Raw genomic sequence first — 21,417 nt, forward strand, 5'->3', positions numbered from 1 at the left:
TTAAGTATTCGAACAGAGGGGGTGGTGCGGGTCACGGAATCCAGGCCCTCCCATGGGACTTCGAGGCCGCCACCGGCTACCGTGTGCCGCATGGAAATCTGGATCAACCCGGCCTGCTCCAAGTGTCGCAGCGCCCTCTCCCTGCTCGACGCCGAGGGCGCCGACTACGTCGTCCGCCGCTACCTCGAGGACGTACCGAGCGAGGACGAGATCAGGGCCGTACTGGAGCGCCTCGGCCTCGAACCGTGGGACATCACCCGCACCCAGGAGGACGACGCCAAGGAGCTCGGCCTCAGGGACTGGGCGCGCGACGACGCCTCGCGCGATCGGTGGGTCAAGGCCCTCGCCGAGCACCCCCGGCTCATCCAGCGTCCGATCATCACGGCCGAGGACGGCACGGCGGTCGTCGGGCGCTCGGAGGAGGCCGTACGGGACGCCCTGTCCCGCGGCTGAGGCCGGCGCCGGCGGACGGTTCACGCGAGCCCCCAACTCCCTTGTGACACACGTTACTTCAGCGAACTCCAGCAACCGCTGAGCAACCTCGTCCGGGCGCCCGTACATAGCGGCGTACGCTCCCCTACCTCTTCAGGAGGCGACGCGCATGTCGCGCAGGCGAACGCTCGGCACGAAGAAGAAGATCGCACTGCTGGTCAGCGCCGCGGCGGTGGCGGGCGGCGGGGCATTCGCGATGGCGGCCACGTCGAACGCCGCGCAGACCCCCCGGACGCTGTCCGCCGCGGACTCGACCGTCTGCCAGGGCCTGGCCACGGCGCTCGGCAACAACGAGAAGTTCATCGAGGGCCAGCGCGCCGATCCGGACGCCCAGTCGGCGGCCCGGATCGAGAACCGCGAGGCGGTCATCGAGCAGATCAAGGTCCAGCAGAAGGCGGCCGGCTGCACCGTCGGGGAGTCGGCCCAGGGCTCCCAGGCGGAGCAGAACGGGCAGCAGGCCGGGCAGCAAAGCGGGCAGGCGGGTGCCCAGCAGGGCGCCGGACAGGGTGCTGACCAGGGCGGTCAGCAGGCAGGTGGGCAGACCGCGCCCGGTGGGGACGCGGGGGACGCCGGGAACGCGGGCGGTGCCGCCGCCTCCGGCCAGCAGGTGTGCAACGGCTCCACCGTGACGCTCTCCGGCGAGGCCGGCGCCCCGGCGGCCTCCAGCAACCAGTTCCCGGCGGGAACGACGCTGAAGGTCACCAACCTGGACAACGACAAGTCCACCACCGTGAAGGTGACCTCCGTCTCGGGCAGTTGCGTCCTGCTCAACAACGCCGCCTTCGAACAGGTCCGGGAGCCCGGCAAGTTCCTCATCCGCCGGGCGGTGATCGAGAAGGTGGGGTGAGCGTGCGGCCCTCAACGGCCGCGCGTGCCGCGGGTACGCCGCCTCGGACCGGCACATGACCGGGCCAGGTCCAGGAGGAACAGGCGGCGTACCCGCGTGCCATCGCCGGATGAACCATCGGACGACTCGTCAGGTAACACCGGGTTCACATTCAGGCAATGATCGGGAAATCGCCTTTTGGCAGGCTGTCCGTCGGCGCTCCGCGAGGCGCGCCAGACCCACCCGAAGCCCGAAGGAATGATGGGGCCCATGAGCTTCAAGGCCGAGTACATCTGGATCGACGGCACCGCACCGACGGCCAAGCTGCGTTCCAAGACCAAGATTCTGGCCGACGACGCCAAGGGCGCCGAGCTCCCGCTGTGGGGCTTCGACGGCTCGTCCACCAACCAGGCCGAGGGCCACTCCTCGGACTGCGTGCTCAAGCCGGTCTTCTCCTGCCCGGACCCGATCCGCGGCGGCGACGACATCTTGGTGCTGTGCGAGGTCCTGGACACGGACATGACGCCGCACCCGTCCAACACGCGTGCCGCGCTGGCCGAGGTCGCCGAGCGGTTCGCCGACCAGGAGCCGATCTTCGGCATCGAGCAGGAGTACACCTTCTTCGAGGGCGCCCGCCCGCTCGGCTTCCCCGAGGGCGGCTTCCCGGCCCCGCAGGGCGGCTACTACTGCGGTGTCGGCGCCGACGAGATCTTCGGCCGCGAGGTCGTCGAGGCTCACCTGGACAACTGCCTGAAGGCGGGCCTCGGCCTCTCCGGCATCAACGCCGAGGTCATGCCGGGCCAGTGGGAGTTCCAGGTCGGCCCGCTCGCCCCGCTGGAGGTCTCCGACCAGATGTGGGTGGCCCGCTGGCTGCTCTACCGCACCGCCGAGGACTTCGGCGTCTCCGCCACCCTCGACCCCAAGCCGGTCAAGGGCGACTGGAACGGCGCCGGCGCGCACACCAACTTCTCCACCCGGGCGATGCGCGAGGGCTACGACGCCATCATCACCGCCTGCGAGTCCCTCGGTGAGGGCTCCAAGCCGCTCGACCACGTCAAGCACTACGGCGCGGGCATCGACGAGCGCCTCACCGGCCTGCACGAGACGGCCCCGTGGGACGAGTACTCCTACGGCGTCTCCGACCGCGGCGCCTCGGTCCGTATCCCGTGGCAGGTCGAGAAGGACCGCAAGGGCTACATCGAGGACCGTCGCCCGAACGCCAACGTCGACCCGTACGTCGTGACGCGGCTGCTCGTCGACACCTGCTGCACCGCGCTGGAGAAGGCCGGCCAGGTCTGATCCGCGCGCCACTTGTGAACACGCGCCGGGGCGTCCACCACTGCGGTGGGCGCCCTTTGGCGTCCACCAGCCTGTCCGAGCAGTGAGAGGAGACTCCTGTTGCCGGGCCGCTTCTGCTTCAATGGGCCCATGACCGGCTACCGGAAGTGCGGCGCGACGGGTCGCCATGACCTCGAGCCCTTCTGGCCGTCCCGTCAGCACCACGACTTCGACCGGGTGTGTTGCCGCGCGATGACCGCGCCGGCCCTCTGAAGCCGTTCCACCCAGGCCTTCGGCCGGCGCGAGACGACGTACGTCCCCCGGCGCGCCCGATCCGCATCGCGGCCGCCGCCCCTCCCGACGAACTCGCACTCCTCGCGCGAAGGAGCTGACCTCCCATGGCGACCACCCATACTCTTCCTCTCGCCTCCGACTCCCCTTTCCCGAACGGCACCCGGCAACGGCTGCGGGCCGTCGACCGGGACGAGGTGACCGAGCTGGCGGACCTCCTGCCGCCGGGCGCCACCTGGCTGCCCGCGCCTCCGCACGCCCTGCCCACCCTGCCGGGCCGACCCCCGATGGTCGGCTACCTCGTGCTCGTCCCGGCGGACCAGCAGCCACCCTTCCCGCCGGCACCGGCACCGGCGCCCGCGACACCCGACGTGACGGCGGCGCGGGACACCGGCGGCGACGCCCTCGTCCGCATAGACGCCGCCCAGCGCGTCGCGACCGTAGACGGACGCCAACTCGACCTCACCTACCTGGAGTTCGAGCTCCTCGCCCATCTCGTGGCGCACCCGGGCCGGGTGCACACCCGCGACCATCTGGTCAGCACCGTGTGGGGCTACGGCCACGTGGGCGACGGCCGCACCGTCGACGTCCACATCGCCCGGCTGCGCCGCAAGCTGGGCGCCGAGCACCGCCGGACGATCCAGACGGTGCGCCGCGTCGGCTACAAGTACAGTCCCCCGACGGCGAGTTGAGGCCCGGCGCGTACGCTCTCGGCGAATCGGCCCGCGTCCCGCGTCCCGGCCGTGCACGATCGCGGCATGAGGCTTCTGATGCTGGGCGGTACGGAGTTCGTGGGGCGGGCCATCACCGAGGCGGCGCTCGAACGCGGCTGGGAGGTGACCGTCTTCCACCGAGGACGGCACCAACCCCCGGCGGGCGTGCGGTCGTTGACCGGTGACCGCACCGGCCCCGACGGGCTGGCCGCCCTCGCGGGCGACGCGGAGTGGGACGCGGTCGTGGACACCTGGTCGGGCGCGCCCCGCGCCGTGCGGGCGGCGGCGCGGCTGCTGCGGGGCCGCGCCGGGCGGTACGTGTACGTGTCGAGCCGCTCGGTGTACGCCGACCCGCTGCCGGCCGGCAGCGCCGAGGACGCGCCCCCGGTGGAGGGGGCCGCGGCCGACGCGGAGCAGACCGACTACCCGCGGGACAAGCGGGGCGGCGAGCTGGCCGCCGTCGAGGCGTTCGGCGCGCAGGACTCGCTGCTGGTGCGGGCGGGACTGATCCTCGGGCCGTACGAGAACGTCGGCCGGCTGCCCTGGTGGCTGACCCGGATCGCCCGCGGCGGCCCGGTCCTGGCGCCGGGGCCGCGCGACCTCTCCCTGCAGTACGTCGACGTACGCGACCTCGCCGACTGGACGCTCGGCGCGGTGGAGCGGGGGCTCGGCGGTCCGTACAACCTCGTCAGCCCGCCCGGGCACACCACCATGGGCGCCTTCCTCGACGCGTGCGTACGGGCCACCGGCGCCGCGGCCGAACTGCGCTGGACCGACCCGGAGATCGTCCTCGGCGCGGGCATCGAACCCTGGACCCAGCTTCCGCTGTGGGTCCCCCCGGACACCGAGCTGTACGACGCCGTGCACCGCGGCGATGTCACCCGCGCCCTGGCGACGGGCCTCACCTGCCGCCCCGTCGAGCACACCGTCGCTGACACCTGGCACTGGCTCCGGGCCATCGGCGGCACGGCGCCCCAGCGGGCGGACCGCACGCGCAAGGGTCTCGATCCGGAGGTGGAGGCGAAGGTGCTTGCGGCGACCGCTGACTGACGCGCCGCCCGTCTCACGCGATCCATTCAACTCCTGTCAGGAAAAGGCCTGTTGGGGGCCAGCGCCCCCATGAACCTCGAATGAATTCGTGAGGCGGCTGAACACTCCTGGGGCCCCGTCCGTATCGAAGGGAGCCGCTTCACTCCTGTCGGGCGCCTCGATGCCCCGCAAGGAAGCCAGAGGAGTTCCCAATGGGACGCAATACACGAAAACGCCGTATGCCCCTGGCCGCCAAGGCCATCGCCGCATCGGCAGCCCTAGCGCTCGGTGGGGGCGGGCTGGTCTGGGCGAATTTCTATGCCTCCGCGCACGAGTCGGGTGGCTCGGCACAGAGTCGTACGACGGCCGCCGCCGCGCAGGTCTCGACGATCGACTGTCCGGACGTCGGCCAGAAGCTGACGGACGTGCCGGGCCAGGCCCGGACCGAGGTCGACGGTGAACTGGGCACGCTCGACAGCCAGATCACGGACGCCTACCAGCGTCTGGCGACCACGCGCGACGCCCAGACCCGGGACGCGAGCTTCGTCCAAAACGACATCCTCCAGCCGTTGACGGACCGCCGGAAGGTGATCCTCGACCGGATCAGGCTGGAGATCACCCGGGTCGGCGGCAGCGCCCCCCAGGACCTGGACAACCTCGCCAACTGCACCGGTCGGCCCGCCGACCAGAACACCGGCGGCCAGACCGGCGGCTGGGGTTCGCAGACCGGCGACGGCCAGCAGCAGGGCGACCAGAACAGCCAGCCGCCGCAGGACGGTTCCGCGCAGCCGCCCCAGGACGGCGGGGCCCAGCCGCCGCAGAACGGCGACGGCGGGGGCCAGCAGCAGGGCAACGGCGGTCAGGCCGGCAACGGTCCCGTCGCGGCGGACTTCGTGGACATCACGAAGGTGCAGGCGAACGTGGCCGCGAAGCCGCGCCAGGCCCGCGGCGCCTCGACGGGCACGTTCACCACGCGGTGCGGCGTCAACGCGAACAAGAACCACAACACCGACAACGTCATCGTGGCGCCCGGCGTGACCAACGGCGCGCACCACCTGCACGACTACGTCGGCAACCAGAAGATCAACGCGTTCGCCAGCAACGACACGTTCCTCCAGGGCGGCACCAGCTGCCAGAACAAGAACGACCTCTCGTCGTACTACTGGCCCGTGGTCCGCGTGCAGGACGGCTCGCAGGACTTCGACCAGAACGCGGACGGCGGGGGCAAGGAGGGGAACGTCGGCAAGATCCTGGTGCCCAAGCAGGCCCAGATCAAGTACGCCGGCTCCCCGACCGGCAAGGTCGTCGCGATGCCCCAGTTCCTGCGCATCATCACCGGTGACGCCAAGACGACCACCAACGGTCTGGCGAACGCCAACGCGCACTGGAGCTGCACCGGTTTCGAGGACAAGGTCCAGCTGACGGAGCAGTACCCGATCTGCCCCGAGGGCAGCGACGTGGTGCGCTCGTTCGCCTTCCAGAGCTGCTGGGACGGCCAGAACACCGACAGCGCCAACCACCGCACCCACGTGGCGTTCGCGGACGCGAGCGGCAACTGCCAGAACGGGTTCAAGGCGATCCCGCAGCTCACGATGCGCCTGGTGTACGACATCGATCCCCCGGCCATCGAGAACGGGGCGGTGAAGAACGCCTACGCCGTGGACGGTTTCCCGGAGCAGCTCCACAAGCCGGCCACCGACCACGACGACTTCATCAGCATCACGAACGGCGGCCTGGCGAACAAGATCGCGAGCTGCCTCAACCGCGGTCAGCGGTGCCAGTGAACCGGTGATCCCGTGAGCCGGTCGACGGACCGGCGATGACGAGGCCGGTGGCGGAGCCCCCCTCCCGCCACCGGCCTTCGTCGTGTCCCCGTGCCTGCGCGCGTCGTGCCTGCGCGCGTCAGCCGCCGTGCGCGTGGTGGTCGGCCCCGTTCTCCACGGTGCCGCCGAGCGTGCCGCGCAGCGCCCTGACGACGCCGTCGTCGCCGACCGCGACCCACTTGCGGCCGACGAGGTAGTGACCGCCGTAATCCTTCGCGTCATTGATCCACTCGCGCTGACCGCGGTCGGTGGCGAAGGTCGCGAGGACGAACGTGCCGTCCCGGTTACGGCACAGGGCCTGGCGGATCTCGTCGGCGTCGGTCTGCATGTCCGGCGTGCACTTGACCTCGGCGGCCAGGCTCTCCAGGCTGCCGGTGGCGGTCGGCGGCACGGTGTCCTTGTCCCCCGAGCCGCAGCCGGCCAGCGCCGCCGCGGCCACGACGCCCGCCACGGCGAGCATCGCTCGCGTCACCCTCATGGTGTTCCTCCGGTCCTGTGGGCCGAGCATTACGCGCCGGGCCCCTGACGGAGACCCGGCGCCCTTCGATACGGGCGCCGCGCACCCTGCGCTCAAATCCCCTGTCCCCACGGGCACAGCTGTGCGAGGGTGGGCCGGTGAACCAGGACTGGGAAGACCGCGTATCGGCCGCATGGGCCTCCTTCGAGACGTACGCGGAGGACGACGCTCCCCGCTTCCGTGCCGTGATCGACGCGCTCGTGGCCGAACTGCCCAAGGGCAGTCCGCTGGGTCCCTTCGAGCGGGCCTGCGCCTGGGACTCGACCGGCCACTCGGACAAGGCGGTGCCGCTGTACCGGGAGGCCCTCGCGCTCGGGCTCGGTGACGTGAGCGGCTACAAGGGCCGTCGGGCCAGGATCCAGCTCTCCAGTTCGCTGCGGAACACCGGACAGGCGGAGGAGGGCGTCAAGCTCCTCACGCCCGAACTGGACGCGCGGTCGGACGAGTTGGACGACGCCGTGCGCGCCACCCTCGCGCTGTGTCTGTCCAGCCTCGGCCGGGACCGCGAGGGGCTCTCCCTCGTCCTCGGCGCGCTGGCGCCCCATCTGCCGCGTTACCAGCGGTCGATGGCCAACTACGCGCGGGCGCTGGTCGATCCGGCCGACGAATCGGACGCCTGAGTCACCCGTGCGGCGGTGACCAACCACCGGCCGGCTCGTTCTTCTGGACGTGCAGCCACAGGATGTAGCCCCGCGTCACGCCTCCGTCCCCTCCCCCGCGACCGGCGCCGCCGTCGACGTCGCCCGCGCCGAGGCCGCACTCGTCGAGCACTATCCACGGCTCGTCCGGCTCGCCTACCTGGCGCTGCCGTCCTCCCTGGGCCGCAGTCGGCGCGTTCTGACCGCGCACGCCCTCACCCAGCGTGCCCTGCCGCGCGGCCGCAGGCCGGCCTCCGTGATCCCGGCCCAGAGCGGCGGCGCGGGCGGCACCGCGATCGACGGCGTGACCGACGGCCGTGAGGACAGCCCCGGTTACGCCTTCGTCCGCCTCCAGGTGGTCCGCGGGGCCCTGGAGGCGGGTCTGCCGCTCCGGCGCCTGGCCTTGCCGAAGCGGTCCCAGCTGCCGCCGCTGCTCCCGCAGGTGCGGGGCCTGCGCCTGTTCCCGCGCTCGGGCGGTGCCGACGAACTCGCCCTGGAACAGCGGCTGTCCGCCCTGTCCGCCCCGGCCCGTGCGGCGTATCTGCTGCGCGGTCTGGAGCGGCTCGCCGACCCTGACGTACGCCGGGTGCTCACCGCGGCCGGGGTCGCGGAGCCGGACGCGGCCCTGGCGGAGGCGAACGGCGTCCCCGCCGAGTACGCGCTGCTGGACTCGCCCGAGTTCGACCCCTGCTCGCTCCAGGCCCGGCCGACCGATCTGATGCGGCGCAGGCAGCACACCAAGGCGGCACTCGCCGCGACGGCCGCGCTGGCGCTGTGCGGCGCGCTGGTCGCGCTGCCCGGCGGCTGGGGGCCCGACGGCGCGGCGGCTCCAGCGTACGCGCAGAACCCGGCTGCCGAAGCCGCCCTGGACCCGGGCAAGTTGACCCGGGTCGCACCGATCGCGTGGAAGACCTCGTCTCGGAAGGACTTCTCCGCCTGGCCGGCCCGCGGCTCCCTCACCGGCGACACGGCCCTGCTGCGCCGCGCCCTCGCGGTATGGGCGCGCCCCGGCGAGTCGGTCCGTGTCTCGGCGACGCCCGGCACCCAGACCGGCGGCCCGGCCGGACCGCCCCAGCTGTTGTACGCGGGCGAGGTCGACGCCGCGCGTGTGGTGATCCTCTACGACGGCCTGCGCATCGCCCGGTACGCCGAGCCGAAGGACGGCACCCAGGGCGCGGCCCTCGACTTCGCCCGGGTGGACGGGGCGAACGGGGCGGCGGCGAGCGCGGTGGTGCTGGGCCGCTCCGACGGCAACGTCCGCTATCTGACGGCTCCTTGGGTGACGAAGGCCGCCGAGCGGGACCTGCTGAAGCCGGGCGCCGGGGCGATGGACCTCGATCTGGCCGACGGAATCACCTCTCCGCTCGCCAGCCCGGCGCTTCAGCCGCAGGCCTGTACGTCGTGGAACGCCCTGGAGCTGACCGACTCCTCCGGCCGGCATCTGACTACCGACCTGGGCGAGTTGGTGCCCGCCCGGCTCACCACCGGCCGCCCCGGCTCGACCGGCGACGCGCCCTCGGCGCAGGCGCTGCGCGCGTGGGCGCCGTTCGCCTGCTCGCTGGGCGCGGCGCGGGCGGCGGGGGTGCGCAGCGTCAACGCCTGGGCGTACGCGTCCCAGCCGCTGCCGGACGCGGGCGGCACGGCCGCCTGGGTGTGTACGCGGGCCGAGACCTGGCGGGGCGAGGGTTCGGTGTCGCTGGCGCAGTTCCACACGCCCGAGGGGCGGTACGGGGCGGTCGCGGCCAAGGGCGTCGACGTGACGGCGTGCGGGTGGCGTGATCCGCACGTGCTGGCCGGGGTGCTGTGGAAGTCCGGTACCGGCTCCTGGTACCTGCTGGCCGCGGGCAGCAAGGACACCGCGTCGATCCGCGCGAGCGGCGGGGCCGAGGGTTCCGCCCAGGGCCCGCTGCTCGCCGTCCGCGCCGCGCAGGGGGCGCGGGCCGAGCTGAGGGGCACCCGGAAGGACGGCGGTTCGCTGACGGGTCTGCGCTAGTCGGCGCCGCGCCGGCGGGCGCCGCGCCACGCTTGCTGACATTCGTGTCAGCGAGTCCGTGCAGAAGGGTTCTCCCGCTGTCGGTCCGTCGCTACATTGACGCCATGTCCAACAAGGCCATGTCCAACAAGCAGGCCCGGCCGGTGACGTCCGAGCGGACTCCGCTCAAGGCCCGCAACGTGTCCTTCTCGTGGGAGGACACGCCGCTGCACTGGGTGCCCGGGGATCCGTTCACCACGCACACCATCAACGTGCTGCACCTGCTGCTGCCCGCCGGCGAGCGGTGGTTCGTGCATGTCTACAAGCAGGTGCTGCCGTACATCCGCGACGAGCGGCTGCGCGAGGACGTCATCGGGTTCATCGGGCAGGAGGCGATGCACTCCCAGGCCCACGACGAGGTGCTGCCGCATCTGAAGGAGCAGGGGCTCGACCCGACGCCGTACACCGCGCAGGTCGACTGGTTCTTCGAGAAGCTGCTCGGCGACCGCACGCTGCCGCCCGGCAAGCCGCGCACCTGGTGGCTGATGGAGCGGGTGGCGCTGATCGCGGCGATCGAGCACTACACCGCGTTCCTGGGCGACTGGGTGCTGAACGCCGAGGAGCTGGACCGGCGCGGCGCCGACCCGATGATGCTGGACCTGCTGCGCTGGCACGGCGCGGAGGAAGTCGAGCACCGATCGGTCGCGTTCGAGCTGTTCATGCACCTCGACGGCGGCTACCGGCGCCGGGCGCGCACCTGGGCCGCGGCCTTCGCGGCGCTGGTGTTCCTGTGGCAGCGCGGCACCCGTTTCTTCATGGAGAACGACCCCACGCTGCTCGACGGCAAGGCCACCTTCCGGGACTTCTACCGGCGCGGCCGCCGTGGCACGCTGCCGGCGACCGGGGACCTGCTCAAGGCGATTCCCCGCTATCTGAGCCGGGACTACCACCCCTCGCAGGAGGGCTGCACCGAGCAGGCGGTCACCTATCTGGCCTCCTCCCCCGCCGCGCTCGCCGCCGAGAAGGGGACGGCGTGATGCCGAGGCTGCGTACGGTCGTGCTCGTCGCGGGTGCGGCCCTGCTGACCAAGCGGGCGCTGCGGCGCCGTATCCAGGCCGCGCCGCTGTGGCCGATGCCCGCGCTGGAGGAACCGGTCTCGGGGCGGCCCCGCTCCCGGTCCCTGCGGCTCCGGATCACCGCGCACGAGACGGTGGCCGACGGCGTGGTCCAACTACGCCTGGAAGGGAAGGGGTTGCCGCGGTGGCAGCCCGGGGCGCATCTCGACCTGGTGCTGCCGTCGGGGCTGGTGCGCCAGTACTCGCTGTGTGGGGACCCCGGGGACACCTCGTCGTACACCGTCGCCACCCGGCTGGTCGAGGGCGGGCGTGGCGGCTCGCGCGAGGTGCACGATCAACTGGCCCTGGGGATGCGGCTGGAGGTGCGCGGGCCGCGCAACCGCTTCCCGCTCGTCGAGGCGCCCGCGTACCTGTTCGTGGCCGGCGGCATCGGCATCACGCCGATCCTGCCGATGCTGCGGGCGCTGCCGGAGGACGCGGAGTGGCGGCTGCTGTACTGCGGCCGGACGCGGGCGTCGATGCCGTTCCTGGAGGAGGTCGGCAAGCTGGCGGGTGACCGGGTGACCGTCGTCGCGGAGGACGAGGACGGACGGCCGGACCTGGACGGGCTGTTCGCGGACGCCGTCGCCGAGGGCACCGCCGTCTACTGCTGCGGCCCGGAGGGGCTGATGGACGCGGTGGAGGCGCGGCTGCCCGAGGGTGCCGAGCTGCACCTGGAGCGCTTCGCGCCGCGCACCGCCCCCGGCGGGGGCAGCGGGGACACGGAGTTCACTCTCGAACTGCGCCGCAGCGGACGGACGTTGACCGTCCCCGCCGACTCCACCGCCCTGGCCGCCGTCCGGGCGGAGCTGCCGGGCACCCTCTACTCCTGCGAGCAGGGCTTCTGCGGTACCTGCCGGCAGCGGGTGCTTCAGGGCGAGGTGGACCACCGGGACGAACTGCTGTCGGACGCGGAGCGGGCGGACTCGATGCTGATCTGCGTCTCGCGGGCGCGCGGCGACCGCCTCGTGCTGGACCTGTGACGGAATCCGTACCGGACAGACCCTTCGTTCCTGCACGCTCTCCGTTCGAACCTGCTCCATAGGCGGCCGGATTCGATCGGTAAGGTGTTCGTATGACTACCGGTGCCCGCCGCCGCATGGGTGTCGAGGAGCGGCGGCAGCAGTTGATCGGCGTCGCCCTCGAACTGTTCAGCCGCCGCTCCCCCGACGAGGTCTCGATCGACGAGATCGCCGCGGCGGCGGGCATCTCGCGCCCGCTCGTCTACCACTACTTCCCCGGCAAGATGAGCCTGTACGAGGCCGCGCTGAGGCGCGCCTCGCAGGATCTGGCGGGCCGGTTCGTGGAACCGGCCGAGGGACCGCTGGGGGCCCGGCTGCTGCGGGTGATGGGCCGGTTCTTCGACTTCGTCGACCAACATGGGCCCGGCTTCTCGGCGTTGATGCGCGGCGGCCCCGCGGTCTCCGCGGAGGGCACCCGCGCGAAGGACCACGTCTCGGCCACGCACGCGCTCATCGACTCCGTGCGGCAGGCGGCGTACGACCACATCCTGGCGCACCTGGACGTCGCCGATCCGCCCGCGCGCCTGGAACTGGTGATCCGCTCCTGGGTCTCGCTCGCCGAGTCGACGGCCCTGATCTGGCTGGACGGCCGCCGCATCCCGCGCGCCGAACTGGAACTCCAGCTCGTGCACGACTTCGCCGCGCTGGCGGCGGTGAGCGCCGCCTACGACGCGGAGATGGCCGCCCTCCTGCGCCGCATGGTCGAGGACGAACCGGCCGACGGCCCCTTCGCGGAGCTCGTCGGCCGGCTGATGTCCCTGGCGTCCTGAGGCTGCTCCCTACCGGTCGAACTTCCGGTAGGGGACGTCCAGTTCGCGCACGGAGCCTGGCCCTACTGCCCGGCCCACGTGAACACCGCCACGCTCCTCGCCGGGACGGTGAACGTGCCCGAATCAGCCGCGTACGACGAGGACTTCACGGTGGCGTCCGTGCCCGACGCCTGCACGGGGTGCAGACGGTACGGCGTGCCCGCGAGGGTGCCGACGCGCTGCTCCTGCTTCTCCGGGGTGGCGTTGAACACCACGACCAGGTCACCGAGCTTCATGGTGATCACGCCGGGTGTCTCGTCCGTGCCGGACAGTGGGAAGGACAGCTGGGACTGCACCTGCGCGGCCGTGCCGAGGGAGAATGCCTTCTCGGTCGTACGGATCCGCAGCAGGTCGCGGTACGCGGCCGAGGCCCCGCCGATCTGCTCGCAGCCGACGCGGATCTTCCCCAACAGCGGCTTGGCGTACGCCCACTTGGACTCGTTGTCGGCCGCCGGAGGCAGCCCGCGTCCGAAGCCGTTGCCGTCCGCGCAGTTCCAGTGGATGGCGTTGAACCAGTCGCCGCTGTCGAAGGAGTTGCGGTCCAGGGACTTGGAGCGCAGCAGGTCACTGCCCGCCTGGGACAGGGCCGGGCCCTGCGAGAGGGCGGCCGTGGCCATGGCGAGGACCTGCATCCGGGCCCGGTCGGCGGCGCTCGTGCCGACGGGCAGCTTGAAGGCCAGCGCGTCGAACAGCGACTCGTTGTCGTGCGCGTCGGCGTAGGCGAGGGCGTCGCCCGGCGCGTCGGCGTACCCGGCGGGTGAGCCGTTGTAGTCGACCCCGGCGCCGGTGACCTCCTTGCCGCCGGTGTCGGTGAAGCGGTACGCGGCGAGGTTGCCGGACAGGCCGACCTTGATCAGGTCCTGGTAGTGCAGGAGGCGGGCCTTCTGCTCCTCCCGGCTGCCGTTGCTCTCCGAGGAGTTGGGGTCGGTGTAGAGGCCCGACGCGAAGCCCTGGACGCCGGGGTCGGAGTCGAAGGGGCCGCCGCCGCGCACGGCGTCTCGGGCGCGGTCGGAGAAGGTGGCGATGCCCGTGCCGGCCATGTTCTTCTGCGTGGCCTGCACGAACCGGGCGTCGTCGGCGACCTCCCCGAAGTTCCAGCCCTCCCCGTAGAGGATGATCTTCTTGCCGTCGACGCCGTCCTTCGCGAGGGTCAGCGCGTCGAGGGCCTTGCGGACGGCGATGATGTTGGCCTTCGGGTGGTGGCCCATGAGGTCGAAGCGGAAGCCGTCGACCTTGTACTCCTTGGCCCAGGTGACGATCGAGTCGACCACCAGCTTGCCCATCATGGCGTTCTCGGTCGCGGTGTTGGCGCAGCAGGTGCTGTTGGCCACGCTGCCGTCCGCGAGGAGGCGCTGGTAGTAGCCGGGCACGATCTTGTCGAGGACGCTGGTGTCCGCCTGGCCGCTCGCCGCGGTGTGGTTGTAGACGACGTCCATGACGACCCGCAGGCCGTCCTCGTTCAGCGACTTGACCATCTCGCGGAACTGAACCGTACGGGCCGTACCGTCCGGGTCGGTGGCGTAGGAGCCCTCGGGGACCGTGTAGTGGTACGGGTCGTAGCCCCAGTTGTAGGCGTCCTTCGCGGCGGTCTTCGCGACGCACGCCTGCTGACGGTCGGAGTCGGGCGCGTAGGAGCCGAGGTCGCAGTCGACGGTGGCCTGGTCGGCCTTCTTCTCGGGGATGGTGGCGATGTCGAAGGCGGGCAGCAGGTGCACGTACGAGGTGCCGGCCTTCGCCAGCTCCCGCAGGTGCTTCGAGCCGTCGCTGTCCTTGTCGGTGAACGCGAGGTAGGTGCCCCGGTCCGCGGCCGGCACGGTCGGGTCGGCCACCGAGAAGTCCCGGATGTGCAGCTCCTGGATCTGCGCGTCCCGCAGCGGTACTGCCGTGGGCTTGGCCAGGGACGACCACCCGCCCGGGGCGAGGGACTTGTCGGCGAGGTCGACGACGAGGCTGCGCTCGGAGTTCGCGGTGAGGGCGACCGAGTAGGGGTCGGTGACCTTGTTGGTGACGACCTTGCGGACGCTGGGCGCCCAGACCGTGACGACGTACCGATAGGCCTTGCCCTTCCAGGACTTGGGCCCGGTGACGGACCAGACGCCGGTCGCCTCGTCGCGGTGCATCGGCACGGTGGAGCCGTCGATCTCCAGCGCCGCGCTCTGCGCGGTGGGCGCCCACACGGCGAGCGTGGGACGGCCGTCGCGGAAAACGGGCCCGAGGTGTGCCGTCGTCGCACCGGAGTACAGGTCGTCGAGCGCGCCCGCGATCTGCACGCCGGTCGCGGCCAGGACCGCTCGGTTGGCGGCGCGCTGGGAGGCGACGAGCTGGCCGCGCAGGGCCTCGCGCACCCGGTCCCGGTCGCGCGGGTCGACGGACCAGGCGGTGTAGTTCTTGAGGTGCGGGAACCTCGCCTTCTGGGCGTCGGTGAGGGCGGTCTTCGTCAGGCGCAGCCAGCGCTCGTCGTCGCTGGTGAGCGTCCCGTCCTTGGCGGCGATCGAGCCGTCGTGGGAGGAGAGCAGCTGGGTGGAGGCGGCGCCCTCGACGCCGTTCCAGGCGACGGTGTCCCGGTCGATCCAGATCGCCTTGGACGTCGTCAGGTCGAGCGCGGCCGCGCTGCCCGCGGGCTGCGGCAGCAGGTACTTCTCCTGCCCGCTCACCAGCCACACCTCGTGGCCGCTCGCCGTGAGGTCCAGGGACTGGTCGGTGGGCAGGTCCTTCTCGTCGCCCTTGTGGAGGATGTAGCTGAGACTGGTGGCACCCTCGGTGAGCGGCACCTCGAAGACCGCGCCATAGGCATCAGTCTTCACCGGCTTCAGAGGGTCCGACCAGTCGGTGGGGTGGGCGGCGCCCGTCCAGGTGTGCAGGCCCCAGCCGTCGTAGTTCCCTCCCCCAGAGCCGAATGCCTGGGAGGTGCCCCCAGCACGGTGGTAGTGCAGGACGGCCTTGGCCGTGTCCTGCGCGGGATAGTCGGGCCGTTCGGTGAGGACGTCCGTCTTACCCTGCTCGACCCACACCTCACCCGTCCTGGTGACGTCGATGGCGCGGTCGGCGGAGACGTCCTTGTTGCCGTCCTTGTCGATGACCAGGAAGCCGACGTTCGAGGCGCCCGGCTTGAGCTTGACGTAGGCGAAGGCGCCGTAGGCGTCGCGGCCGATGAAGGGGTGGCTGGCGGGCCAGTTCGTGGCCTCGCCGTCGGCGAGGTCGCCCCAGGCGTACAGGCCCCAGTTGCCGTAGTCGCCGTCGGCGCGCTTGTAGTGGACGACCGCGTACTCGCGCGAGGAGGCCGTGGGGACCTCGGGGGCGGGCGGGGTGCCCGTGGTGCTGTCGGCGGTGGCGCTCGCGGTCCGCCCGGCCGAGTCGATCACGACGGCCTTGTAGCGCAGGGCGGTCCCGGGCGGTACGTCCTTGTCGATGGTCTGGGTGACCTTGTACGGGGCGTGGTCGGCGGACCCGAGCGTGCGCCAGGCGCCGCTTCCGGCCTGGGCGGCGAAGACGACCCGGTTGAGCCGTCCTCCGTCGGTGTCGGCGGAGACCTCGACCGTTCCGGTGGCGCCGGCGGCCGGGGCCTTCAGGGTGAGCGTGGGGCTGGTGGCCGGCTCGGCGAGCGGGGCGACCGCCTTGAGGACGACGGCGGATCCGGGCGGGACGGTGAGCGTGAGCCTGCGGTCGGCGTCCGTGCGCACCGTGGCGTCGGTGCCGTACAGGCCCCGGTACGTCATGTCGGCCGAACCGGTCGCGAAAGTGGCCGACTTGGCGTCGTCGGCGTTGTTGAAGGCGACGACGTACTCGGCGCCGGTGTGGGCGTCCGTCCGGGTGACGGCGTAGACGCCGGGGCCGTCGGCGGCGTACCGCTGGACCTGGACGCCGTCGGTGAGCGCGGGGTTGTGCCTGCGCAGCTCGGCGAGGGACGCGATCTGCCGGTAGAGGGGCGCACGGGTGTCGTAGGCGTCGTCGGCGTGGGTGCGGTCGGTGCCGATCTCGTCGTCGTCGAGGTAGTCGGCGGTCTTCGAGGCGAACATGGTCTGGCGGGCGTCCTTGTCGCCGCCGGAGCCGGTGAAGCCCTGTTCGTCGCCGTAGTAGACGACCGGGTTGCCTCGGTTGAGGAACATCAGCTCGTTGGCGAGCTTGTCCTTGCGCAGGATCTCGGCGTCGCCGGCCTTCGGGTTGTCCTGCTTCAGGAAGTACCCGATGCGGCCCATGTCGTGGTTGCCGAGGAAGGTGACCTGCTCGTAGGCGTTGGCCTTGTCGGTCGTGTACCTGTAGTCGTCGCCGAAGACGCCCGCGAGCCGCTGCGCGCTGCCGCCCTGGGAGGCGTAGGCGCGGGCCGCGTCCTGGAAGGGGAAGTCGAGGGTGGCGTCGAGGCGGCCCTGGGTGACGTACGGGGACGTGACGGCGGTGTCGGCGGAGTAGACCTCGCCGAACATGAAGAAGTTCTCACGGCCGTGCGCGGCGGCGTACCGGTCGAGCGCGGTCGCCCACTGGGTCCAGAACTCCATGTTGACGTGCTTGACGGTGTCGATGCGGAAGCCGTCGACGCCGTAGTCCTTCACCCAGCGCTGGTAGATGTTCTCCATGCCTCGGACGACCTCGGGACGCTCGGTCCACAGGTCGTCGAGGCCGTTGAAGTCGCCGTACGCGCTGTTCTCGCCGGCGAAGGTGGAGTCGCCGCGGTTGTGGTACATCGTCGGGTCGTTGAGCCACGAGGGGGCTTTGACGGACCGCTTGGCGGCGGGGACGACCGGCGTGCGCGGGAAGGAGCCGGCGTCCACGGCGGGGAACTCCCGTCTGCCGTCCGCGTAGTCGGCGTCGTCGAAGGGGCGGCCGTCCTTGGTGAGGTAGGGGAAGGCGCCCTTGGAGAGGTACGCGTGGGACTTCGGCTCGTAGTCCACGACGTCGGCGGTGTGGTTGGTGATGACGTCGAAGAAGACCTTCATGCCCTTGGCGTGCGCCGCGGAGATGAGGGCCTTGAGGTCGTTGTCGGTGCCGAAGTGCGGGTCGACATGGGTGAAGTCGGTGATCCAGTAGCCGTGGTAGCCGGCCGAGGCGTCGGAACCCGACCCCTGCACCGGCTGGTTCTTGAAGATCGGCGCCATCCACAGGGCGGTGGTGCCCAGGCCCTTGATGTAGTCGAGCCGCTTGGTCAGGCCCTTGAGGTCGCCGCCCTGGTAGAAGCCCTTGTCGGTGGGGTCGTAGCCGGTGCTGAGCCGTGAACCGGTCAGCCCGCCGCGGTCGTTGGCGGTGTCGCCGTTGGCGAAGCGGTCCGGCATGACGAAGTAGAACTGTTCACGGGTGTCGTCGTGCCGCGTGGGCGCGGAGGCGAGCCGTGCGTCGGACGGGGGCGGGGGCGGGGCGTCGGCGTGCGCGGCCACCGGCTGCACGAGGGCGGCGACCAGGGCGGCGACGGTGACGGCCGCGGCCCGTCGGGCGTGCGGGGTACGGCGCGTGCGGGGCGCCGGCCATCTCGGTATCACAGGGTGAACTCCTCGCGACTGCGGCTCACTTGGGTCCGGCCCCTTCACCGCGGCACGGCTGCGCTGCCGGACGCCCGCGCGACGCTATCGCCAACGAAAGGTTTACAGCAAGAGTCTTGAAAAGAGCAGCAAGACCTTTCACGCAACTCCAAAGCGGAGTCGAAGCAACAGCGGTCAGTGGGTGACGCCCTCCGGCCACAGCACGCGTACCGGGACGCCAGTCCACTCCGCGTAGGCCACCACGTCCGAACCCCCACGCGGGTTTCCCGTCCCACACCGCGATCAGCTCGTCCTCCAGACCTACGAGAGCTTCGGCTCGTGGCTGATCACCACGTAGCCCTTGCTGCCGCGGCCGAAGGTGATGAGGTTGTTGCCGTTGTCCCACTGTTGGTCACTGGCTGACCGCGGGTGGCGTTGCGGAAGGCGACCATGGACTTGATCTCCGGCCACGCCTGCCGGCACTTCCAGTCGCCCACCCAACAGGCTTTGACCGTACCGCCGTTGGGTGGGCCAACGTCCGGGTCCGACCACCCGTAACCGGAGTTGATGTCCGGGGCGCCGTACGGCCAGGCCAGCATGAAGACCGATGGACCACACCGCCGCGGACCCAGGCCGCCCTTACCCTGCACCTGACCAACTCGGCACCATGACAAAACAAGCACTCGCTGTTTACCCGACGGCGACGCACCACGCCCCCTGTTCGGACCGCTCCAGGAAGCCAAGAAGTGAAACCCCTCACACTCATCAGGTCCAGCAGTGCGCTGCGGGTCGCGCCCGTCGCCCTGCTTCTCGTGTTCGCCTACTACGCCACCGATCTCGGTGACGACCTCCGCGTCGATCCGCTGGGCTACTCCGCCACCGTGGTCGACGCGGTACTGCGCAACCTGCTGCCCGTGGCCTTCGCGCTTGCCTCAGGTCTCGCCGCGTGGGAGGCGCGGAAGCTGGGGGTCTCCGAAATCTGGAGGCTGGGGGCCGTGCGATCCCGCTACACGATCGCCGCACGGCACCTGTCTCCCGTCGTCGCACTGGCCTGGTTGATCCTCGCCCTTCCCACGCTGTGCGCCCTTGTCCAAAAGCAGGTTGCGCCCGACCTGCCCGGCCTCACGCTGCTGGCCTTCGCGCTGGTGCTTTGCGTCGCCCACGCCATCGTCGGATTCGCCGTCGGAGCCGCCATTCAGCACATCGCCGTAGTGCCCGTCGTCGCGGTCACCGACTTCCTGGCCGTCGGCTGGTCCACCGGACTGTCGATACCGTGGCCCCGGCACCTCACCGGCCTCTTCGCCGGAAAGATGATGTTCGGCGAACTGCCCACCCCGGCAGCCCTCGCGGCCCCCCTCCTGCTCGCCGTCGGCTCCGCCTGCGCCATGGCTCTGCTCTGGGCACCTGTTTCTCGCTGGCTGCGAGGAGCCCTCGCGGGAGCACTCTTCTTCGCCTGCGCGTTCGGATCGTTCTCCTTGGTCAGCAACTGGAGTTACATAGGCCCACGGAGCACCGGTCACGGCATGCTCGCCTGTGCCGGGCAGTCCCCACGCATCTGTCTGCCTGAGGCGCGCGCCGAGCACATATCCGCTCTCACCGAGGAAGCGGAAACGACGCTGGAAACCCTGCGTCGAGCCGGTCTGCCTGCCGAGCCCACGTCCATTACAGACACTGCTCTCAGCATCCGGTATCCCGAACCGTCCACGGATGACGACTGGACCGTCCCACTCAGTGTCGGCGAGGCGACCGGCACCGTTCGCTACCAGATCGCCCGCGAAGCGGTGCGTTTCGAATGTGCCCCTCCCGCCACCGGTCCCGCCCGCCAGGTGTACTACTGGGTGTCCTTCAAAGTCGGAGAGGCAGACACCTACTTGAGACGGCTCAGCTCCGAACCCGATTTCACAGCCCAGGAGCGCAGCCGTCTCCAAGACCAGGTAGGAGAGGTCCTGCAGTTGAGCGGGGCACAGCAAATCGGCTGGTACGAGAGGACCGTGGCGGAGGCGTGCGAGGAAGACGGGAAGACAACGTGATGTGGTGGCTGCGTGCCCGCCGCGCCCACACGCGACTGCCCCTGGGCTTCCTGATGTTCACGCTTCTGGCGGCGATCGTTCAGGACACCCCCCTCTTCCTGCCGTCCATCTGGGCCGGCGGCTCTGAGCTCGTGCAGGCTGTCACACTTGTTCCGCTCGTCCTGACCTCGGTCCTCTTCGACTGTCTGCACACTCGGCTGGACGCCGCCGAGAACACCGGAATCCGCCCCGTCAGGTTCTTCGACGTCCTGCTCACACTCGGCGTGGTGGTACTCGCGCTTGCCGTGGGCGAGGTGATCGTCATGGTCACCGGGGCCGCATCGGCCGAGACACTGGGCCGCAACACAGCCTTCCTCGCCGGCCTCACCCTGTTGTGCGGGGCTCTCTTCGGGAGATCCGCAGTCCTCGTTCCCGCACTATGGCCGCTGATCAGCGTGCTTTTCGGCATGAGGGCGGCTGGCGATCCGTACCCGTGGACCATACTCCTCGAACCGCCTGGCACCTGGTACGCCTCTACGGGAGCCCTCTTGATGCTCGCCGTCGGCGTTGGTGCCCACCTCCTTCCACCGAACCGCTTCGTACGGAGAGCCGCATGACCCTTGTTCTCAATTCCTGCACCTTCGCCTACGGCCGACGGCGGGCTCCCGTGCTGAAGGACTTCGACTACCGCCTTCCGGACGGACTGACCATCCTTCTCGGCCCGAACGGGGCCGGCAAGTCCACGATGTTGCAGCTGGCTGCTGCCGTCACCGCGCCCCAGCGGGGAACCGTGACGTGGGATGGACTCGACGCCAAGAGCAAGGACTACCGGCGGACGGTGGCCTGGATGCCGCAGAACATCACCCCCCTGCCCTCGCTCACGGCACGGGAGTACGTCGCCTACGTGGGCTGGTTGAAGGGAATGAGCAGGGACGACGCCTGGGACAACGCCCCTCGAGCGCTGTCCCGCGTCGAGATGTCGGAGCACGCTGACACCCGCACCAGCCAGCTCTCGGGCGGCCAGCTGCGGCGTGTGGGTGTGGCCTGTGCCCTGGTCCACGATGCGCGGGTGCTCCTCCTGGATGAACCCACGGCCGGCATGGACCCACGTCAGCGACGGGTTTTCCGCGATCTCCTTGTCGCGGTCAAGGGCGAGGTCCGCATCCTGCTGTCCACGCACGACGTGACCGACCTCGCCGAAGAGGCCGATCACGTGTCCGTTCTGGTTGGCGGACGTCTCGTGCAGAGCGGGTCGACCAGCGAGTTCCTCGCCCACACTCCGCCCGGTACGGCGCAAGGCCGGGCTGCCGAAGGGGCTTACACGACCCTACTCGAGTCGGCCTGACCCGTTCGGGCGAGCCCGGTCATGGACGAGACGCCCTTGAGCGACCACGAGCGTATCGTTGGCGGGCGACTCACCCCTCGGACGCTCACTA

16 protein-coding genes and 1 pseudogene are annotated in these 21,417 nt (G+C 70.9%); 14 read left to right on the forward strand and 3 right to left on the reverse strand.

Features of this window, described 5'->3' with window-relative positions; genetic code table 11:
• The first annotated feature begins 90 nt into the window (after positions 1 to 90).
• The 6 genes from QFZ74_RS08645 to QFZ74_RS08670 all read left to right on the forward strand — a co-directional run bounded on the left by QFZ74_RS08645 (position 91) and on the right by QFZ74_RS08670 (position 6,413).
• Positions 91 to 453, forward strand: coding sequence for an arsenate reductase family protein (locus tag QFZ74_RS08645; RefSeq protein WP_307620211.1), 363 nt, complete (start codon positions 91 to 93; stop codon positions 451 to 453).
• Between the two features lie 148 nt (positions 454 to 601).
• A complete protein-coding gene (locus QFZ74_RS08650; protein WP_307620212.1) occupies positions 602 to 1,339 on the forward strand; it encodes a hypothetical protein in 738 nt (245 codons plus the stop codon).
• 249 nt (positions 1,340 to 1,588) lie between these two features.
• Positions 1,589 to 2,617, forward strand: a complete 1,029-nt coding sequence (gene glnII / locus QFZ74_RS08655; RefSeq protein ID WP_307620213.1) for a glutamine synthetase — start codon at positions 1,589 to 1,591, stop codon at positions 2,615 to 2,617.
• Positions 2,618 to 2,994: 377 nt separating this feature from the next.
• The gene (locus QFZ74_RS08660; protein ID WP_307620214.1) at positions 2,995 to 3,579 is read left to right on the forward strand and encodes a winged helix-turn-helix domain-containing protein; all 585 of its coding nucleotides are present in this window, start codon (positions 2,995 to 2,997) and stop codon (positions 3,577 to 3,579) included.
• 66 nt (positions 3,580 to 3,645) lie between these two features.
• Entirely contained in the window at positions 3,646 to 4,650 is a 1,005-nt protein-coding gene (locus QFZ74_RS08665) for an NAD-dependent epimerase/dehydratase family protein (protein WP_307620215.1), read from the forward strand.
• A gap of 191 nt (positions 4,651 to 4,841) precedes the next feature.
• Positions 4,842 to 6,413 carry a DUF1996 domain-containing protein gene (locus QFZ74_RS08670; RefSeq protein ID WP_307620216.1) on the forward strand — a complete coding sequence of 524 codons (1,572 nt, stop codon included), beginning with the start codon at positions 4,842 to 4,844 and terminating at the stop codon, positions 6,411 to 6,413.
• A 118-nt stretch (positions 6,414 to 6,531) separates the two neighbouring features.
• Here QFZ74_RS08670 and QFZ74_RS08675 read toward each other — a convergent pair whose 3' ends face one another.
• Positions 6,532 to 6,930 carry a hypothetical protein gene (locus QFZ74_RS08675; RefSeq protein ID WP_307620217.1) on the reverse strand — a complete coding sequence of 133 codons (399 nt, stop codon included), beginning with the start codon at positions 6,928 to 6,930 and terminating at the stop codon, positions 6,532 to 6,534.
• A gap of 119 nt (positions 6,931 to 7,049) precedes the next feature.
• Here QFZ74_RS08675 and QFZ74_RS08680 point away from each other — a divergent pair, with 119 nt between their 5' ends.
• The 5 genes from QFZ74_RS08680 to QFZ74_RS08700 all read left to right on the forward strand — a co-directional run bounded on the left by QFZ74_RS08680 (position 7,050) and on the right by QFZ74_RS08700 (position 12,486).
• A complete protein-coding gene (locus QFZ74_RS08680) occupies positions 7,050 to 7,589 on the forward strand; it encodes a tetratricopeptide repeat protein (protein WP_307624084.1) in 540 nt (179 codons plus the stop codon).
• A gap of 49 nt (positions 7,590 to 7,638) precedes the next feature.
• Positions 7,639 to 9,600, forward strand: a complete 1,962-nt coding sequence (locus QFZ74_RS08685) for a hypothetical protein (RefSeq protein ID WP_307620218.1) — start codon at positions 7,639 to 7,641, stop codon at positions 9,598 to 9,600.
• A 119-nt stretch (positions 9,601 to 9,719) separates the two neighbouring features.
• A complete protein-coding gene (locus tag QFZ74_RS08690; RefSeq protein ID WP_307624085.1) occupies positions 9,720 to 10,616 on the forward strand; it encodes a metal-dependent hydrolase in 897 nt (298 codons plus the stop codon).
• A complete protein-coding gene (locus QFZ74_RS08695; protein ID WP_307620219.1) occupies positions 10,616 to 11,677 on the forward strand; it encodes a PDR/VanB family oxidoreductase in 1,062 nt (353 codons plus the stop codon). Before QFZ74_RS08690 ends, QFZ74_RS08695 begins: the two co-directional genes overlap by 1 nt.
• Before the next feature lie 92 nt (positions 11,678 to 11,769).
• Positions 11,770 to 12,486 (forward strand): TetR/AcrR family transcriptional regulator, encoded by a 717-nt coding sequence (locus QFZ74_RS08700; protein WP_307620220.1) that lies wholly within the window; start codon positions 11,770 to 11,772, stop codon positions 12,484 to 12,486.
• 62 nt (positions 12,487 to 12,548) lie between these two features.
• Here the strand turns inward: QFZ74_RS08700 and pulA are convergent, their stop codons facing one another.
• Positions 12,549 to 17,993, reverse strand: a complete 5,445-nt coding sequence (gene pulA, locus QFZ74_RS08705; protein ID WP_307620221.1) for a pullulanase-type alpha-1,6-glucosidase — start codon at positions 17,991 to 17,993, stop codon at positions 12,549 to 12,551.
• 315 nt (positions 17,994 to 18,308) lie between these two features.
• Positions 18,309 to 18,580, reverse strand: a pseudogene (locus tag QFZ74_RS08710) (glycosidase); the annotation flags it as partial.
• A 138-nt stretch (positions 18,581 to 18,718) separates the two neighbouring features.
• Here QFZ74_RS08710 and QFZ74_RS08715 point away from each other — a divergent pair.
• From QFZ74_RS08715 to QFZ74_RS08725, 3 genes are read left to right on the forward strand one after another with little or no spacing between them, the layout of a single operon-like run.
• Positions 18,719 to 20,002: a hypothetical protein gene (locus QFZ74_RS08715; protein WP_307620222.1), complete on the forward strand. Its 1,284-nt coding sequence runs from the start codon at positions 18,719 to 18,721 to the stop codon at positions 20,000 to 20,002.
• A complete protein-coding gene (locus QFZ74_RS08720) occupies positions 20,002 to 20,598 on the forward strand; it encodes a hypothetical protein (RefSeq protein WP_307624086.1) in 597 nt (198 codons plus the stop codon). Before QFZ74_RS08715 ends, QFZ74_RS08720 begins: the two co-directional genes overlap by 1 nt.
• Entirely contained in the window at positions 20,595 to 21,326 is a 732-nt protein-coding gene (locus QFZ74_RS08725) for an ATP-binding cassette domain-containing protein (protein WP_307620223.1), read from the forward strand. Before QFZ74_RS08720 ends, QFZ74_RS08725 begins: the two co-directional genes overlap by 4 nt.
• Positions 21,327 to 21,417 lie beyond the last annotated feature (91 nt).

Origin of the sequence: Streptomyces sp. V3I7 (assembly GCF_030817495.1) — a bacterium.
In the GTDB taxonomy this organism is placed as follows: domain Bacteria; phylum Actinomycetota; class Actinomycetes; order Streptomycetales; family Streptomycetaceae; genus Streptomyces.

Excerpts from the sequence above, each read along its gene's own strand:
- QFZ74_RS08660 (WP_307620214.1), top strand. The coding sequence starts at position 2,995 with ATGGCGACCACCCATACTCTTCCTCTCGCCTCCGACTCCCCTTTCCCG.
- QFZ74_RS08670 (WP_307620216.1), top strand. The coding sequence starts at position 4,842 with ATGGGACGCAATACACGAAAACGCCGTATGCCCCTGGCCGCCAAGGCC.
- QFZ74_RS08690 (WP_307624085.1), top strand. The coding sequence starts at position 9,720 with ATGTCCAACAAGCAGGCCCGGCCGGTGACGTCCGAGCGGACTCCGCTC.
- QFZ74_RS08650 (WP_307620212.1), top strand. The coding sequence starts at position 602 with ATGTCGCGCAGGCGAACGCTCGGCACGAAGAAGAAGATCGCACTGCTG.
- QFZ74_RS08700 (WP_307620220.1), top strand. The coding sequence starts at position 11,770 with ATGACTACCGGTGCCCGCCGCCGCATGGGTGTCGAGGAGCGGCGGCAG.
- QFZ74_RS08645 (WP_307620211.1), top strand. The coding sequence starts at position 91 with ATGGAAATCTGGATCAACCCGGCCTGCTCCAAGTGTCGCAGCGCCCTC.
- QFZ74_RS08665 (WP_307620215.1), top strand. The coding sequence starts at position 3,646 with ATGAGGCTTCTGATGCTGGGCGGTACGGAGTTCGTGGGGCGGGCCATC.
- QFZ74_RS08725 (WP_307620223.1), top strand. The coding sequence starts at position 20,595 with ATGACCCTTGTTCTCAATTCCTGCACCTTCGCCTACGGCCGACGGCGG.
- QFZ74_RS08675 (WP_307620217.1), bottom strand. The coding sequence starts at position 6,930 with ATGAGGGTGACGCGAGCGATGCTCGCCGTGGCGGGCGTCGTGGCCGCG.
- glnII (WP_307620213.1), top strand. The coding sequence starts at position 1,589 with ATGAGCTTCAAGGCCGAGTACATCTGGATCGACGGCACCGCACCGACG.
- QFZ74_RS08720 (WP_307624086.1), top strand. The coding sequence starts at position 20,002 with ATGTGGTGGCTGCGTGCCCGCCGCGCCCACACGCGACTGCCCCTGGGC.
- QFZ74_RS08695 (WP_307620219.1), top strand. The coding sequence starts at position 10,616 with ATGCCGAGGCTGCGTACGGTCGTGCTCGTCGCGGGTGCGGCCCTGCTG.